Annotated in this window: 16 protein-coding genes; 8 read left to right on the top strand and 8 right to left on the bottom strand. The window is 58.4% G+C overall.

The features are described from left to right. The first annotated feature begins 48 nt into the window (after positions 1-48). Complete coding sequence (gene rph / locus SBL51_RS16210; RefSeq protein WP_317932136.1) at positions 49-765, top strand: ribonuclease PH; 717 nt, start codon at positions 49-51, stop codon at positions 763-765. 36 nt (positions 766-801) lie between these two features. On the opposite strand, the gene SBL51_RS16215 is transcribed toward rph, so the two are convergent. Then, positions 802-1,572, bottom strand: coding sequence for an exodeoxyribonuclease III (locus tag SBL51_RS16215; protein ID WP_317932137.1), 771 nt, complete (start codon positions 1,570-1,572; stop codon positions 802-804). Positions 1,573-1,668: 96 nt separating this feature from the next. On the opposite strand from SBL51_RS16215, the gene pyrE reads away from it, so the two are divergent. Then, positions 1,669-2,316, top strand: coding sequence for an orotate phosphoribosyltransferase (gene pyrE, locus SBL51_RS16220; protein ID WP_317932138.1), 648 nt, complete (start codon positions 1,669-1,671; stop codon positions 2,314-2,316). A gap of 73 nt (positions 2,317-2,389) precedes the next feature. Then, positions 2,390-2,977 (top strand): hypothetical protein, encoded by a 588-nt coding sequence (locus tag SBL51_RS16225; RefSeq protein ID WP_317932139.1) that lies wholly within the window; start codon positions 2,390-2,392, stop codon positions 2,975-2,977. Here SBL51_RS16225 and slmA read toward each other — a convergent pair. The 4 genes from slmA to coaBC form a co-directional block, all read right to left on the bottom strand. Then, positions 2,974-3,588, bottom strand: coding sequence for a nucleoid occlusion factor SlmA (gene slmA, locus SBL51_RS16230; RefSeq protein ID WP_317932140.1), 615 nt, complete (start codon positions 3,586-3,588; stop codon positions 2,974-2,976). The genes SBL51_RS16225 and slmA overlap by 4 nt on opposite strands. 364 nt (positions 3,589-3,952) lie before the next feature. Beyond that, the gene (argB, locus tag SBL51_RS16235) at positions 3,953-4,861 is read right to left on the bottom strand and encodes an acetylglutamate kinase (RefSeq protein ID WP_317932141.1); all 909 of its coding nucleotides are present in this window, start codon (positions 4,859-4,861) and stop codon (positions 3,953-3,955) included. Between the two features lie 111 nt (positions 4,862-4,972). After that, entirely contained in the window at positions 4,973-7,387 is a 2,415-nt protein-coding gene (locus tag SBL51_RS16240) for a phosphomannomutase/phosphoglucomutase (protein WP_317932142.1), read from the bottom strand. Positions 7,388-7,430: 43 nt separating this feature from the next. Further along, a complete protein-coding gene (gene coaBC / locus SBL51_RS16245) occupies positions 7,431-8,636 on the bottom strand; it encodes a bifunctional phosphopantothenoylcysteine decarboxylase/phosphopantothenate--cysteine ligase CoaBC (RefSeq protein ID WP_317932143.1) in 1,206 nt (401 codons plus the stop codon). Positions 8,637-8,898: 262 nt separating this feature from the next. Between coaBC and radC the strand changes: the two genes are divergently transcribed. The 3 genes from radC (at position 8,899) to rpmG (ending at position 10,212) form a co-directional block, all read left to right on the top strand. Beyond that, a complete protein-coding gene (gene radC / locus SBL51_RS16250; RefSeq protein WP_317932144.1) occupies positions 8,899-9,573 on the top strand; it encodes a RadC family protein in 675 nt (224 codons plus the stop codon). 217 nt (positions 9,574-9,790) lie between these two features. Continuing rightward, on the top strand, positions 9,791-10,027 hold the full coding sequence (gene rpmB / locus SBL51_RS16255) for a 50S ribosomal protein L28 (RefSeq protein ID WP_317932335.1): 237 nt from the start codon (positions 9,791-9,793) through the stop codon (positions 10,025-10,027). Between the two features lie 29 nt (positions 10,028-10,056). After that, positions 10,057-10,212 carry a 50S ribosomal protein L33 gene (rpmG, locus tag SBL51_RS16260; protein WP_317932145.1) on the top strand — a complete coding sequence of 52 codons (156 nt, stop codon included), beginning with the start codon at positions 10,057-10,059 and terminating at the stop codon, positions 10,210-10,212. A 708-nt stretch (positions 10,213-10,920) separates the two neighbouring features. On the opposite strand, the gene SBL51_RS16265 is transcribed toward rpmG, so the two are convergent. Next, entirely contained in the window at positions 10,921-12,942 is a 2,022-nt protein-coding gene (locus tag SBL51_RS16265; protein WP_317932146.1) for a hydantoinase/oxoprolinase family protein, read from the bottom strand. Positions 12,943-13,075: 133 nt separating this feature from the next. On the opposite strand from SBL51_RS16265, the gene mutM reads away from it, so the two are divergent. Then, entirely contained in the window at positions 13,076-13,900 is an 825-nt protein-coding gene (mutM, locus tag SBL51_RS16270; protein WP_317932147.1) for a bifunctional DNA-formamidopyrimidine glycosylase/DNA-(apurinic or apyrimidinic site) lyase, read from the top strand. A gap of 28 nt (positions 13,901-13,928) precedes the next feature. Here mutM and coaD read toward each other — a convergent pair whose 3' ends face one another. Further along, positions 13,929-14,408 carry a pantetheine-phosphate adenylyltransferase gene (coaD, locus tag SBL51_RS16275; RefSeq protein ID WP_317932148.1) on the bottom strand — a complete coding sequence of 160 codons (480 nt, stop codon included), beginning with the start codon at positions 14,406-14,408 and terminating at the stop codon, positions 13,929-13,931. Positions 14,409-14,505: 97 nt separating this feature from the next. Beyond that, positions 14,506-15,108 (bottom strand): 16S rRNA (guanine(966)-N(2))-methyltransferase RsmD, encoded by a 603-nt coding sequence (gene rsmD / locus SBL51_RS16280; RefSeq protein ID WP_317932149.1) that lies wholly within the window; start codon positions 15,106-15,108, stop codon positions 14,506-14,508. Between the two features lie 132 nt (positions 15,109-15,240). Here rsmD and ftsY point away from each other — a divergent pair, with 132 nt between their 5' ends. Next, the gene (gene ftsY / locus SBL51_RS16285) at positions 15,241-16,338 is read left to right on the top strand and encodes a signal recognition particle-docking protein FtsY (RefSeq protein WP_317932150.1); all 1,098 of its coding nucleotides are present in this window, start codon (positions 15,241-15,243) and stop codon (positions 16,336-16,338) included. Positions 16,339-16,369 lie beyond the last annotated feature (31 nt).

Consider the following 16,369-nt stretch of genomic DNA (forward strand, 5'->3'; position numbering starts at 1 on the left):
AGTGCACTTTACATACAACAGCGGGTTAACCGCCAAGAGAGTTCCGTTATGACAAGACCCAGCGGTCGTCAGCCTAATCAACTTCGTCCCATCCGTTTTCAACGCAACTACACCAAACATGCCGAAGGGTCGGTGCTGGTGGAGTTTGGTGATACCAAGGTGCTCTGCACCGCCACGGTGGAGGAGGGGGTGCCGCGTTTTATGCGTGGCGAAGGACGTGGCTGGGTAACGGCGGAGTATGGCATGCTGCCACGCTCCACCGGCACGCGCATGGACCGGGAGGCGGCACGCGGTAAACAGGGTGGCCGCACGGTTGAGATTCAACGGCTGATCGGCCGCTCATTGCGCGCGGCGATCGATCTCACCGCGCTCGGCGAAAACACCGTCAAAATCGATTGCGACGTGATTCAGGCCGATGGCGGCACCCGCACAGCGGCTATCTCCGGCAGCTGCGTTGCCCTGGCCGATGCGATCAGTTTTCTGGCTGGCAAAGGGCTGATCAGCGGCGAACCACTGCCGAAGATGGTGGCGGCGGTGTCGGTGGGCATCTATGAGGGTAGGGTGGTGCTGGATCTGGATTATCCGGAAGATAGCGCTGCCGAAGCCGATATGAATATTGTGATGTGCGAAGGCGGTGGTTTGGTTGAGGTACAGGGTACAGCGGAAGCGGACCCGTTCAGCGAGTCACAGTTTGCCGAGATGTTGAGTTTGGCGAAAGCGGGTTTGGCGGAGATTCACCAGCTGCAACGTCAGGCGCTGGCCTAATTTATTTAGGCAAGCGATCGAGCTTTGAGCGGGGGTTCAAAGCTCGATGTCGTAGTCGATAATTACCGGCAGGTGCGATGAGAACTCTCGGTTTTTGTAGATCACGCCGTACTCGACCCGGTTTTTCAGGTTGTTCGACACCACTTGTAAATCAGTGCGCCAACCGTCGCCCTTGCCGATCTGGCCACTGGGCCACCAGGTGTACTCGTCGTTATCTTTATTGACCTTGCGGAAGGCATCGACATAGCCAATCTGGCGATAGAGCTGGTCCATCCACTGGCGCTCGTGGGGCAGATAGCCGGAGTTGTCTTCGTTGTTGGAAGCGTGTTGGACATCACTGGGGCGGTGGGCCATTTGCCAATTACCGCAAAAGATGTACTCTCGGCGTTTGCGGGTGATTTTGTGCAGGTGGGCCTGGAAATCGTCGAAGAATTTAACCTTCACTTCGAAGGATTCCATCTCTGACGAGGCGCTGGGCGCCAGCAGAGAGCCGATACTGATATGTTCGAAGTCGGCTTGCAGGTAGCGGCCTTCCATATCGACACCGCTGCTGAATCCCAAGCCGTAGATCAAAGCTTTGGGCTGATGGCGGGTATAGATGGCGACGCCGTTGTAGTGCTTTACGCCGGAATCAAAGAAGTAGGCGAAGTAGCCTTCCGGATGAAAAATATCGTGGTCGAGTTCGTACTCTAGAGCACGCAAGTCCTGTAAGCATACGATATCCGCGTCTTGCTCGGACAACCACTCGTATAGACCTCGCTGGGCGGCCTGATGGATGCCGTCCACGCTCAAACTGATAATTCGCATATTCGCCCCTTTATAACGGACTGTGTATGATACCGGCGTTTTAAGAAATATGTTAGATAGTCGCAGTTGATATCTGATTTACATGAGTATTCTTTAATGCAGCCATTCCAAAAAGCCTTCATTCAACTGGCCATTGCCCAGCAAGCCCTCAGCTTTGGCGAATTCACCTTGAAGTCTGGCCGTAAGAGCCCATACTTCTTTAACGCCGGTCGCTTTCAAACCGGCGCCGCCTTGGCGGAGTTGGGGCGTTTTTACGCCGAGGCTCTCGTGCACTCTAACGTGCCTGTGGATATGGTCTTCGGCCCGGCGTACAAGGGCATTCCTCTGGCGGCGGCCACGGCGATCGCGCTTTACGATCGGCATCAACGCGATCTCCCCTACTGCTTCAATCGCAAGGAAGCAAAAGATCATGGCGAGGGTGGCCTGTTGGTGGGCGCACCGCTGACCGGACGGGTGGCGATTGTCGATGATGTGATTACCGCCGGAACAGCCGTGCGGGAAGTGATGTCTATAGTGGCTCAGGCAGGCGCGACACCGGCGGCGGTTTTAATTGGCCTTAACCGGCAGGAGCGGGGCCAGGGCAGTACCAGCGCCATCCAAGAGGTGGAGCAGGAGTTCGGCGTGCCGGTGATCAGCATCGTCAGCCTGACGGATATTATCGATTATCTAATGACTGAGACCGAGGGGCAGGAGTCCCTGATCGCTCGGGTAAAAGCGTATCGTGAAGAGTTTGGAGTGGATTAGTTTGCTTAGCTGTTCTCGCCAATGGTGGTTAAAAAACGGGAAGCTTAAAAACGGGTGGCTGCCAAGCCTGCTGGTGTCTGTTTGGGCGCTGGCGCTGACCCCCGCCCGCGCCGAAGAGCTGTTGATGTATCGCTACCTCAATGATCAGGGGGTTAAGGTGATCAACCACACCATCCCCCCCGAATACGCGCAAAAGGGTTACGAGGTGGTCAATATCCACGGCGATGTCCTGCGGGTGGTGGAGCCCAGCATCGACCCTGAACAGCTGGCTGAGCTGGAGCGCCAACGCGAACAGCAGGCAGCCATGGAGCAGTGGGATAAGGCACTGCTCTCGCGTTACAGCAGTGTTGGCGATGTCGAGGCCGCCAAAAAACGGCGCCTGCAGGAGATCGATGCGGCCTTGGCGATGTTGAAAGGGAATATTGTCGGCTTGGACTCTCAAATTGCCCGGGAGCAGGCCAAAGCGGCGGAACGTGAGCGCAACGGTCAGAATGTGCCGGAAGCGATTCTGTTGAACATCAAGAACTTCAAAACCGAAAAAGAGGCCAACGAGCGGTTAATTGAAACCCGGGAGTCGGAGTATATCGACGTCTCGGCCAGCTTCGACCGCGACATCGAGCGCTTTAAGGTGATTCAGGATAGGATCGGTCGTCGCCGTTAGTTGACACCGGCCAGGGCCTGGCGAAAGAAACTCGCCGTTAACAGGCCCCACTGTTCCGCCCAATTCTCTGTGGGTGGGCGTTTAAATCCACTGCGCACATATTGCGCTATCCGCCCTTCGGCGGTGGCCATCAGCAGGTTGGCTGCGGCTGTCAGGCCAATTTGTGGCCGTACCCCCTCGCGTATCTCTGCTTCGCGAATAATCTGTTTGATCTGTGTTTCCAGGCGGTCATAGAACTGTACCACGCGATTGTGCAGGCGTTCATTTTCGCCGGTCAGGGCGTCGCCGGTGAGGATGCGGGTGATGCCGGGATTGCGCTCGGTAAAGGTGAGCAGCAGCATCAGGATCTTTTCCAGGCGGATGAGCGCCTCGGCGTGCTCGCTTAAAATCAGATTGATGCGGGTGAACACCGTCTCTTCAATGAATTCAATCAGCCCCTCGAACATTTTCGATTTGCTGGGGTAGTGCCGGTAGAGCGCGGCTTCAGAAAAGCCGACCTGCTTGGCCAGCGCGGCGGTGGTAATTCGGGTGCCGGGCGAAACCTCAAGCATGTGGGCAAGGGCTTGCAGTATCTCCTGCCGCCGGGAGACTTTCTGTTCAGATTTGGTCATATTGGGAGGCGATGATTGTTGTAGTGGTTAGTCTGTGTTTATCCATGGTTGCGCCACGCGCGCGGCTAACCAATTCCTTATCGATACAACGCTGTTTCGGAGGGGGAAGGCTACTCTCCTCCCGGTGGCGGCCAAAAAATAGCTGGCCGCAACAACAGGTTACTTCTGGTAGGTTGCGGCTTCGGGCGCTCAGTCGTTGTACAGAAACAGAGCGCGGATGGTGCCGCAGTCTTCTCCTGTGACAGCTGTCACGGTTTGATCCTAGCGGCATCGGGCCTGCTCATCAATAGATGCGCTAGTAATTTCCCCATTTCCTGAAACGAATCAATGGCCAAACACCTTACACAGCCAGAGGTTGTTGCGGTCAGCTGGTGGGTTTGCGGTTGGTGATCAGGGTGCCGACTCCGGCATCGGTGAAGATCTCCAGCAGCACGGCGTGATCAACCCGGCCATCGATGATGTGAGCGGAGTTGACACCGCCCTTGACGGCGTCCAGGGCGCACTGAATTTTCGGCAGCATGCCGCCGTAGATGGTGCCATCTTCGATCAGGTCGTCCACCTGCTGAGTGCTGAGCCCGGTTAATACCTCGCCGGTTTTACTCAGCAAACCGGAGACGTTGGTCAGCAGCATCAGCTTCTCTGCACCCACCACTTCGGCGATTTTGCCGGCCACCAGGTCGGCGTTGATGTTATAGGAGGCGCCATCGGCACCGACACCAATCGGCGCGATAACAGGAATAAAGTGGCTGTTGACCAGCATGTCGATGACGCTCTTGTTGATCGACTGCACCTCGCCCACGTGGCCGATATCGATAATTTCCGGCACGCTCATCTCTGGAGTTTTGCGTTTTACCGAGAGTCGTCGGGCGCGGATCAGCTGGCCATCCTTACCGGTAATGCCGATCGCCTGGCCGCCGTTGTTGTTGATCAGGTTGACGATCTGTTTGTTGACCGTGGCGCCCAGCACCATCTCCACCACATCCATGGTGGCGCTGTCAGTGACGCGCAGGCCATCGATAAACTCCGACTGGATATTGAGCTTCTCCAGCAGCTGGCCGATTTGCGGACCGCCGCCGTGGACCACGATGGGGTTCATACCCACGGTCTTCATCAGCACCACATCGCGCGCGAAACTGTTTTGCAGCTCCTCACCCTCCATCGCGTTACCGCCAAATTTGACGACAATGGTCTTGCCGGTGAAACGTTGAATGTAGGGCAGCGCCTCGGTTAATACCTGGGCGATATTCATGGCGGCGGTGCGATCCAGGGACATGGGGCGGCTTCCTCGTGCTGGCTGTGTGGCGTGGTTGGTTTGAATGGTTGGGTTTGAATTATCGGGTTGTGGGCGGCCTGGCCGGCGCCGGTGGCCGGCCCACGGCCCGACTTAGAAATCGAGCGGCAGGCTGGCGTCCACTTTGGTCAGCTCGCGCTTGAACAGCAGTTTCAATTGCGCGATCACCTCCTCGGTATCGCCCTCAAAGCGCAGGGTCAGCTCCGCGCCGGTGTTGGAGGCTCTCACCAGCCCCCAGCCTTTGGCGAAGTCGACCCGCAGACCATCGACGGTGGTGGCGGTGCCACTTTGAAAATCACCGGTCTCGATCAGGTTTTGAATGATAGAGAATTTTTTCTCTTCTGGCACCGGGATGCGTATCTCGGGCGTGGCCGGCAGCACCGGGAAGGAGGCGAAGATGTCGTCCAGGCTCTGTTCGCGCAGCGACATAATCTCCAGCAGGCGAGCCGCTACCAGCAGGCCATCATCGAAGCCATACCAGCGGTCTTTAATGAAGATGTGGCCGGAAAACTCGCCGCCAAGCAGGGCTTCGGTCTCCTGGATTTTGGCCTTCATGTGGGCGTGGCCGGTCTTCCACATAATTGGGCGGCCGCCGTAGCTGCTGATCAGGCTGCCCAGCTGGCGGGTACATTTCACATCAAAGACGACATCGGTACCGGGGTTGCGCGAGACAATATCTTTGGCAAACAACATCAGCAGGCGGTCGGCGGTGATCACCTGGCCACTTTCGGTCACCACAAAGATGCGGTCGCCATCGCCATCAAAGGCGACACCCAGATCGGCCCCCTCCTCAATCACCCGATCGATAAGATCCTGGAGGTTGTCGGCGTTGCTTGGGTCTGGGTCGTGGTTGGGGAAGTTGCCGTCAAAATCGCAATAGAGCGGCACCACCTCACAGCCCATCTCGGAGAAGAGCAGTGGTGCGATATCGCTGGTGGCGCCGTTACCGGCATCGATCACAATTTTGACATCGCCCATCAGGGCGACATCGGAGAGGATCTCATCGATGTAGGGTTCCACCACCTCCACCTGCCGGGTGGAGCCGTGGCCGGTTTGGAAATTGCCGGCTTCCATCGCCTGGCGCAGCTGCTGGATCTCGTCATCCGCCAGGCTCTGGCCGTTAAGGGTGATTTTGAAGCCGTTGTAGGCGGCACCGTTGTGGCTGGCGGTGACGATAACGCCACTTTTGCAGTTATCGCTGGTGGCGACCGCGTAGTAGAGCAGGGGCGAGGGGATGAGCTCCAGCTCCAGGGTGTTGGCGCCGGTGCTGAGAATGCCGTCAATCAGCGCGTTGTAGAGTTCTGGGCTGGAGTTACGGCCATCGCGGCCGACGAACAGCGCATCGCCACCATCGGCCAGTACCCGGGTGCCGAGGGCTCTGCCCAGTTGCGTGGCCAGTTCCCGGGTGATCTCCTGGCCGGCCAGGCCGCGAATATCGTAGGCGCGAAAGACGTGGCCGGGGAACTGAATATTCACCGGCTCCGAGGGCTGGCTGCGCTTGCGACCGGCAGATTCACCGGCCAACAGCTGCTGGTCTTCCTTGGCGACTTTGACCTTCATCACCGCATCGAGGGCGGGTTTACTACCACCAGCGCTAAGCCCCTCGGCGGTGGGCTTGCGGGTCAGCTGCTGGCGCTGTTGCTGTTTGGCCAGCCAGCGGGAGGAGGCCCAGTGCGCCAAAAAGAGCGATAACAGCAGCGCCACGAACCACAGGCCATAGAGCCAGATGGGGTAAAACCTGGATTGCTTGATGAGGGCTTCGTTGGCCTGAAACTGCACCGTCCAAAACTGATTATAACGGGCGCTGACCACCGGGCCGGCGCCATCACCCACCTCGATAACCGGTTTCGCATTGCTCCCGTCAAAGCCCTGCTGCAGGCGCACCAGGCCATCGGGAGTGCCATCACCGCGCAGGGCACTGCGCAAAATGGCGGTGGGCAATCTGGCGATGACGGTGCCAACGATAGGGCTGTCTTGGTTGAGCCGGGCCGGCGCAATCAGTGAGAAGGTCTGGTTGGGCGCGCGTCCGCCCACCTCCGGTGCCGGTTTATCGCCCTTCTCGGCATGGTTGATCATGTCGAGCTCGGCAAAGCGAAAGCCGAACTCCGGGTATTGGCTCTCGGGCGCGGCGTAGGCCCGCACCAGCGCGGCCTGATTGCCCTCGGGCAGCAGCTGTTGCAGGCTCGAGAGCCAGGGGCTGAGATCGGTGGATTGCACGCTGAGCGCGGCCACCAAGGCCTGGCGTTGACCGTATTGATCGAGCATGGTCTGCAGCTTGTGCACCTGAAAGCCGAGGCGCTCGATGGCGGACTGAGCCTGCTTCTGGCTGAGGGCTGTCAGCCGTTGCTCCTGTTGCACGGCGATATACCACTGGTAACTGGAGAAGATCAGGCCGGCATTGATGGCCAGTGCCGCGGCAAACGCGCCGATTTTTGCCATGGGCAGAGCGGCTTTGGGTTTGGCTTCAGTGTCGTCGGACGCTGTCTTTTTACGGGATAAAGAGAGCACTCGGGATCCTTAGAGTCTAGTGTTCTTGGCCATTGATCGGTGGTTATTGCGGGGGTAGGCGCTCGGCGATAATCGCCATGAGTCGTTCAGCCAGCTCCGCCTTACCCAAGTTGGGCAAAGCCTGCTCCCCCTCTGGCCAAAATAGGCAGACTTCATTGTTATCGGCATTAAAGCCAATATCTGAGCGCGAGACATCATTGGCGATAACCATATCCAATTTTTTACGCATCAGCTTATCTTTGGCGTAGGAGGCAACCTGATCGGTCTCAGCGGCGAAGCCAACGGTAAAGGGCTTCTCCTCCAGAGCGGCCACGGCGGCGATGATATCGGGGTTCTTTATCAGGTTGATCTGCAGCGTGTCGTGGCCGCTCTTTTTGATTTTGTTGTTGGCCACCTGCTCTGGCCGATAATCGGCCACCGCCGCCGAACCGATGAACAGGTCGCAGCCGGCCAGATTGGCCATCACCAGCTCGTACATGGCTTGGGCGCTGTCGGTATCGATGCGGGTGACGCCGTCGGGGGTGGGCAGCTGAGTTGGGCCGCTGATCAAGGTTACCTGGGCGCCCATGGCGGCCGCGGCGGCGGCCATGGCGTAACCCATCTTGCCGGAACTGTGGTTGGAGATGTAGCGCACCGGGTCGATGGCCTCGCGGGTAGGACCGGCGGTTAACAGCACCCGTCGGCCCGCCAGCAGGGGGGCGGGGCTGGTGAACAGGTCGCTTACCAGGCTGACCAGCTCTGCCACCTCCAGCATGCGCCCCGGGCCGATATCGCCGCAGGCCTGGCTGCCGCTGCCCGGACCCAGGCGCAAAATGCCGAGATCATCCAGGCGTGAGATATTGGCCTGGGTAGCGGGGTTGCTCCACATAGCCTGGTTCATCGCCGGTGCCACCGCCAGCGGGCAGCGGCGGGCCAAACAGACAGTGGTTAACAGGTCGTCGGCCAGGCCGTGGGCAATGCGCGCGATGACATTGGCGCTGGCCGGAGCAATCAGGATAAGGTCGGCCCAACGGGCCAGCTCAATGTGGCCCATACCGGCTTCGGCCTCGGGGTTGAGCAGCTCGGTGTGTACCGGATTGCCCGACAACGCCTGAAAAGTCAGCGCGGTGACGAAATCTTGCGCCGCTGCGGTCATAGCGACACGCACATCGGCGCCGGCCTCTTTTAAGCGGCGGACCAGGTCGGCAGATTTGTAGGCGGCTATTCCCCCGGAGACTCCCAGAAGGATTCGTTTGTCCTGTAACGGCATGGTGCGGTTCTTCTTCTACTTCTTCTTTTATTACGTCGATATGACAGCGGTAGTGGTTTGGCCATCCATCCTACCGAACCTCTAAGTTTAATGCTCGAATTGGATGTTGATGACGGCTTAGTGCAAATTGGTTCACAAAAAGTAGCGAAAACTGTTGAGTTTACCCCGCCTGTGGGCGATGGCGAGAGTTTGGGCCGCACAAGTGTGATCGAACAACGACACCCAGACAATCGAAACCCTTTACTTTGTGCAGGTGGAATCCATGGCAATTGCTGACTGGCCCAGTGCGGAACGGCCCCGTGAAAAGCTGCTGCAACAGGGGGCGCACAGCCTCTCCGACGCCGAGCTGCTGGCTATTTTCCTGCGTACCGGCTGTGCCGGGAAGAGCGCGGTTGATCTGGCGCGGGAGCTGCTGCACGAGTTTGGCAGCTTGCGGGCGCTATTGTCGGCCAGCCAGACGGCGTTTTGCCAGGCCAATGGCCTGGGTCCGGCCAAGTATGCGCAGCTGCAGGCGGTGATGGAGATGGCCAAGCGCAACCTGGCGGAAGTGCTCAAGCGCGGTGCCGCGCTCACCGACCCCGGCCGGGTGCGCACGTTTCTGAAGGCGCAATTGCGCCACCAGCCGAGCGAGGTGTTCTGCGTGCTCTATCTCGACAGTCAGCACCAGATGATCGCCTACGAGCCGCTATTCCATGGCACCATCGACGCCGCCGCGGTCTACTGCCGGGAGGTGGTACGCAAGTGCCTGGTTAATAATGCGGCGGCGGTGATCTTCGCCCACAACCACCCCTCCGGGGTGGCGGAGCCGAGCCTGGCCGACCGGCAGCTCACCGAGCGGTTGATTGAGGCGCTGGCGTTGGTGGATATCCGGGTGCTCGACCATATGGTGGTGGGTGAGCAACGAGTGGTCTCATTTGCCGAGCGGGGCTGGTTATAGAGGACTTAAAATAGGGGGCTGAAACAGCGCTAATCCGAGTTTCCGGTTGCTATTGGCAAATGCTTCTGGTATAAAACGCGGCTCTTCGCGGAGGGGTCGTTATTGCCCAGGGCATTGGGCCTTAAAAACGGACCTCCTACCATACAAAATTACTTGCCTAAGCCAGCCTGTGTCACAGGCACAGTCTTTGGCGTTCAACAGCAAACGAGGCTATACGATGTCCAGAGTATGCATGGTCACCGGCAAGCGTCCGGTTACCGGAAATAACGTATCACACGCTAAGAACCACACTAAGCGTCGCTTCCTGCCCAATCTGCAAACACACCGTTTTTGGGTTGAGTCAGAAAACAAATTTGTGAAGCTTCGCATCTCTACCAAGGGTATGCGAATCATCGACAAAAAAGGCATCGATCAGGTGCTGGCTGATCTCCGCGCCCGCGGCGAAAAAGTTTAACTGCCCCACCGGATTAAAGGAGCTATCCCATGCGTGAGAAAATCCGTCTGAATTCCAGCGCCGGCACTGGTCACTTCTACACCACGACCAAGAACAAGCGCACCATGCCAGAAAAGATGGAGATCAAAAAGTTTGATCCCGTCGTTCGCAAGCATGTTATCTACAAAGAAGGCAAAATTAAGTAACTTGCCTTCGGTGGTGATCAGCCGGTCACCACCAACTCCCCCTCCCTCCTAGATAAAATCCCCATATTACTTAAGCGTAATATAACTATTCCCAAAGTTATCCACAGAAACTTTTAAATTTTTGCTGGCTTATGGCAGCTTTCCTACACGAAGGTTACTGTTTTGTAATCTTTTGGAATGGAGCAGTGCCACGCCAGCCGAAATTGAATGGCCATAGCGGAATTTGGTCAAGAATAGTTGTTAGCCCCTGTATTGGCCTATAAAAGGTTGAATTTATTGATAAAAAGATATGATCCACAGCGTATCAATATAAATTACTGACCAAATGGACAATATTTATGGGCGTCCGCAGATGGGGTGCCCGGCTAGGCAGTAACCTGCTTGTCACCGTTATGTAACATACTAACCAAAGCTTGTAAGGTTCAAACGCTAACTGCTGCTGATTTTTATTCACAGAAAAAATTTTGCTAAATCTGCTGTGGATAAAATTTGCACAAGGGGTGATTTAGTCAGGAATAGAGAGCAATTCAGGCCCGCTGGCAGGGCTGATTTTCCCTGTGCGCGAGAGTGGACGGCCTGTTTAACAGTTTTTTACATTGGTTTTGAAAAGTTGACTTTGGCGCGTCAATACAAATTGGACCTCTTGGCTTGGATCACAACCATTTGCCGATAGAGTGATGCTGCAAGGGGCTGCCGGTAAGTAGTTACTCAGCTTCTTGTCAGCAAGATATTCCCAAAGTTATCCACAGTGGCATGCCAGCCAGCAGCTACCAGGGTGGTGGCCAGTGGCTCCCAAATTATTGCCGGCCCGGTGAGAGTTTCGCCGGGTGTCAGGCTTTGCCGGGCACGGATTTTCGTTGCTCCCAACTGCGCTAGTTCAACACTGGCGATGGATTTGTTCAAATGCCTGCCATTTTCGGTAGAGCCCCCGTCTTGCATAGGCTCCAGCAATTCCGCTGGCGCACTCACCCGAACCCTGATAGTGACCAGTTCCACCGGCAGAGAGAGCCGATGGCCGTACAGTTTTTCGTGCTGTGTATGAAAATCCTGCTCCGCTTGTGCGACGTTGTGATAGCCGACATTGAGTGTGAAAGACTGCCCCTGATAGCGCAGATCGACACTGGCACGATGTTCTATGGAAGAGATATCCACACCCTCCGCAGCGAGTTGTTCACTGCCTTGTCCACTGAGGGCGGCGATAGCCTGTTGCAGCTGACTGTGGTCGTACTGCCGCAACAGACCTGGCTTGGAGAGGGAGAGTTGGCGGACCTTCTCGGCGGTGAGCATGCCCAGGGCGGAGAAGACCCCGCCCATGGCCGGTACCACCGCGCGGGTCATGCCCAGGTTGTCGGCCAGGGCGCACACATGCAGGCCGCCAGCGCCGCCAAAACAGCAAAGGGTGAACGCCCGTGGATCCCGCCCCCGGTTCACGGAGATGACCCGCAAGGCGGCGGTCATGTGTTCGTTCACCAGAGATACCACACCAGCGGCGGCCGCCTCGACCGAGAGCTGCAGGCGCTCTGCCAGCCGCTGCAGGGCATGTTCGGCCGCTGCGCGATCCAGCTGCAGATGGCCGCCCAGGGGGCTGTCACTGGGCAGGCGACCGAGCACCAGATTGGCATCGGTGACGGTAGCCTCAATGCCGCCGCGGCCGTAGCAGGCGGGTCCGGGGCTGGCGCCGGCCGACTGGGGGCCTACCTGCAGCAGGCCGCCGCCATCAACCCTGGCTAAAGAGCCACCGCCGGCGCCGATGGTGTGCATATCGACCATTGGTACCGCCACCGGCCAGTCGGCCAGGCGGCCGTGGGTGGTAAGGCTGATGTCGCCGTCAATCAAGGCGACATCGGTGGAGGTGCCGCCCATATCAAAGGTGAGAAAACGACTTTCACCCAGCGCCCGGCCCAGGAATTGGGTGGCGGCCAAGCCGCCAGCGGGGCCGGATAGCAACAGGTTTACCGCCCGCTGGCTGGCCTGTTCGGCATCGATGGTGCCGCCGTTGGACTGCATCACCGAGAGTGGGCAGGGCGCAACCTGCTGCTTTAATTGATTGAGGTAGCCCTCGACCCGGGGCCCCAGATAGGCGTTTAACCAGGTGGCCATACCGCGTTCGTACTCGCCGGGTTCGGGCAGCACATACGAGGAACGGGCGACAAAGTAATCTGCTGCCAGGGCGGCGGCAAGCCGCTGCTCATCGCTGTCATCCAGGTAGGAGAAGAGTAGATTGATGGCCACCGCCTCGGGCTGCAAACGCCCGACTTCGGCCACCAGTTCGGCGATGGCTTGGTCGGTTAGGGGAGTGACGGTTTCGCCCTGGGCATTGAGGCGGCAGTCCGCCTCCAGGCAGAGCTGCTCGGCGACTGGTGGTTCAATCGGCGCGACCTGCAAATGGTAGAGGTGGGGCCGGGTTTGGCGGCCGATGCTGAGCAGGTCGGCCAGGCCGCGGTTGGTGATAAACGCCGTACGCACACCTTTGCGCTCCAGGGCGGCGTTGGTGGCGACGGTGCTGCCATGCACCAGGCAGAGGCGGCCGCTGCTGAGCTCCCCCGCCAGACCGAGATCGTTCAGCCCCTGCACAATCGCCAACGCCGGATTGGCTGGCGTCGACAGCACCTTGTGAGCGCGGAACTGGCGACTTGAGAGATTAAAGGCCACGAAGTCGGTGAAGGTGCCCCCGGTATCGACACCCACCAGATGGCTGAACGGTCGGGTTTGGCTGGAGTGGGTGGTCAAGTGGGTGGCCTTGGTTGGATGGCAGCGAAGCGTTGCAACATAACAAAAAAGCGACAAGGGTTGAATGCAGTTGCGTTATCATCGCCTGCTTTTGTCAGCCCTGTTTTAACCCCCATGTATTGGACAGACCGCCATGCCTGAATTACCGGAAGTAGAAACCACTCGCCGTGGCCTGGAACCCCACGTCGTGGGCCGCACCGTGAAAAGCCTGGTGGTGCGCAACCCCAATCTGCGCTGGCCGGTGCCCGCAGAGCTGGCTGCAGCCATCAGCGGCAAAAAGCTGAAAGCGATCGAGCGGCGCGGCAAATACCTGCTGTTGCACTTTGCCAACGGCACAGCACTCTGGCATTTGGGTATGTCGGGCTCGTTGCGGGTGTTGCAGGGTGAGCTGCTCAAGCAGCCCGCGGCGGTGCACGACCATGTCGACCTGGTATTGAGCGGCGGCGTGGCCGTGCGTTTTACCGACCCGCGCCGGTTTGGTGCGCTGCTCTGGACCACCGAGCCGCTGGCGGAACATCCACTGCTCGCGCACCTGGGGCCAGAGCCGCTCACCGATGCTTTCAATGCCAACTACCTCTACGCCAAAACCCGCAAGCGCAGCCAACCCATCAAAACACTGATTATGGACAGCAAAGTGGTGGTGGGGGTGGGGAATATCTACGCCAACGAGGCGCTGTTTGCAGCGGGTATTCGGCCGGGTACCGGGGCGGGGCGGCTCAGCAAGCCAAAAATCGCCGCTCTGGTTGAGGAGATCAAAAAAGTGTTGGCCAGTGCCATCACCCAGGGTGGGACTACGCTGCGGGATTTCACCGGCGGCGATGGCAAGCCGGGTTACTTCGCCCAGCGGTTGTCGGTCTATGGCCGGGGGGGCAAACCCTGCCGGATCTGTTCACAGCCGCTAGTGGAGGTGCGCATGGGCAATCGCTCGACGGTCTACTGCCGTCAATGCCAGAAATAGCTGTCAAGGTGGCGCAAATAGCCGCGAACTAACGGTTAAATTTCTCTTTCAGGCTGTTAACAACGATGGGGGGTACGAAGTTGCTGACATCACCCCCCAGGGAGGCGATTTCACGTACCAGGGAGGAGGAGATGTAACTGAGGTGCTCGGCGGGGGTGAGGAACAGGGTCTCCATCTTGTCGGAGAGCGCCCGGTTCATATTGGCCAACTGGAACTCGTACTCGAAGTCGGAGACAGCGCGCAGACCGCGCATCACCGCCTGGGCGTTGAGCTGCTCCACCAGGTTGGCGAAGAGAATATCGAAACCGATGACGGTGACGTTATCCAGGTGGGCCAGCACCTGTTGTACCTGATTCACACGTTCATCCAGGTCGAACAGGGGGTTCTTTTTGGTGCTGGCGGCAACCGCTACTACCACGTTGTCGAACAGGCGGCAGGCGCGCTCGACCAGATCCACGTGACCATTGGTGATAGGGTCAAAGGTGCCAGGATAGACGACTTTTTTCATAAATTACTCCCAATTGACCCTTTTTCCGTCATGGTCGATGAGTTTGCGGCAATGTTACCAATTTGCTGCAACAGCACAAAGAGCCGCGATTTATACCTCAGCCCGCCACCTGAAACAATTGAAATCTGATCGTTCCGGCGGTTTTGCTGCGATGCAGGCGCCACTGGACAGGGACTGTCACGGCTTCATCCTTGGGTGTTTCTATGTAAATCCAGGCGTCGCTGGCCAGTAGCGGGCTCGCGGCCAGGGCCTCAATCGCTTCGGCCCAAAGCCCTTTGGCAAAGGGCGGGTCGCAAAAGACCACCTGCACTGGTGTTTGGCCGCTGTGCAGACTAGCAGCCGATTGTTGCAGCCAGGTAACGGCGTCGGTCTGCAGCACTTGGGCGGCTGTACAGCTGAGCTTGGCCAGGTTGGCCTTAAGGGCCTGGCAGGCGCTGGCCTGGCTGTCGATGAATGTGCAGTGGGCGGCGCCCCGGGAGAGCGCTTCCAGCCCCAAGGCGCCGGAGCCGGCGAAGAGGTCAAGGCAGCGGGCGCCGGGCAGTTCCGCCTGCAGCCAGTTGAAGAGGGTTTCGCGGATGCGGTCGCCGGTGGGTCGCAAGCCGTCCAGGGCGGGAAAGGCCAGCTTTCGCCCGCGCCACTGGCCAGCAATAATACGCAGCTGGCCGTCGGCGGTGTGGCGTGGTTTGGAATGTCTCGTCATGGGTTGCGGGGCTCGTGCAGAAGTTAGGGGCTTGCGGTATTGGCCGGAGATAACTGGTGATAGAATGCCGCGTTCGATGGTCCACCAGAACAAGTGGTGATCACGCCACCAAGCAGTGCGGAATTCCAATTTATGTTTTTTAAGCGCAAAAACAAAAAGCAGCCCGAGGCTGCAGTCAGTGCCGACGAAATTATACGCACGGAGCAAAACCCGGGGCCAGCAGATCAACCCCCGGCCGATTCGGAGCCGGTTGCAGACGAACCGGCTGCTGTCGTAACAGAAGCGGCCAGTGAGCCCGCCCAAGCCGAGAAGCTCGGTTTCTTCCTGCGCATCAAAAAGGGGCTGTCGCGCACCAGCTCGTCACTGAGCAGTGGCCTGGCCAACCTGCTGCTGGGCAAGAAAGAGATCGACGAAGAGCTGCTCGAAGAGATCGAAACCCTGCTGCTGACGGCGGATATCGGTATTGACGCCACCTCGGAGATTATCGACGAACTCACCGCCAGTATTGAGCGCAAGCAGCTGACCAACGGCGACGCCGTCTACCAGGCGTTGCAAACTCATCTGGCCAACCTGTTGATCCCGGTGGAGCGGCCACTGGAGATAGACACCGCCAAAAAACCCTACGTCATTCTGGTGGTGGGGGTGAATGGCGTGGGCAAAACCACCACCATCGGCAAGCTGGCCAAGTACCTGATGGGCAGTGGCAAAAAAGTGGTGTTGGCGGCTGGCGATACCTTTCGGGCGGCCGCCGTCGAACAGCTGCAGATCTGGGGTGAGCGCAATCAGGTACCGGTGGTTGCCCAGCACACCGGTGCCGACAGCGCCTCGGTTATCTTCGATGCCATTCAGTCGGCCCAGTCCCGCGGTGCCGATGTGGTCATCGCCGATACCGCCGGGCGCTTGCACAACAAAAGCAATCTGATGGAAGAGCTCGCCAAGGTTAAGCGGGTGATGGCCAAGCTCGACGACAGCGCCCCCCACGAGGTGCTGTTGGTGCTGGATGCCGGCACCGGCCAGAACGCACTCAACCAGGCGGAGCAGTTTAAAAGTGCGGTGGGGGTCTCTGGACTGGTGCTCACCAAGCTGGATGGCACCGCCCGCGGTGGAATCATCTTTGCGTTAAGTAAGCGCTATAACATACCGGTGCGCTTTATCGGCGTTGGCGAAAGTGCCGAAGATCTGCAGCCCTTCTCGGCGCAGGCCTTTATCGATGCTCTGTTTGACCGCTAACCGGTGTGGCCAAAAACCGCGCCCAATCCAA

The organism is Halioxenophilus sp. WMMB6 (assembly GCF_033283405.1).
GTDB lineage: Bacteria > Pseudomonadota > Gammaproteobacteria > Pseudomonadales > Cellvibrionaceae > Halioxenophilus.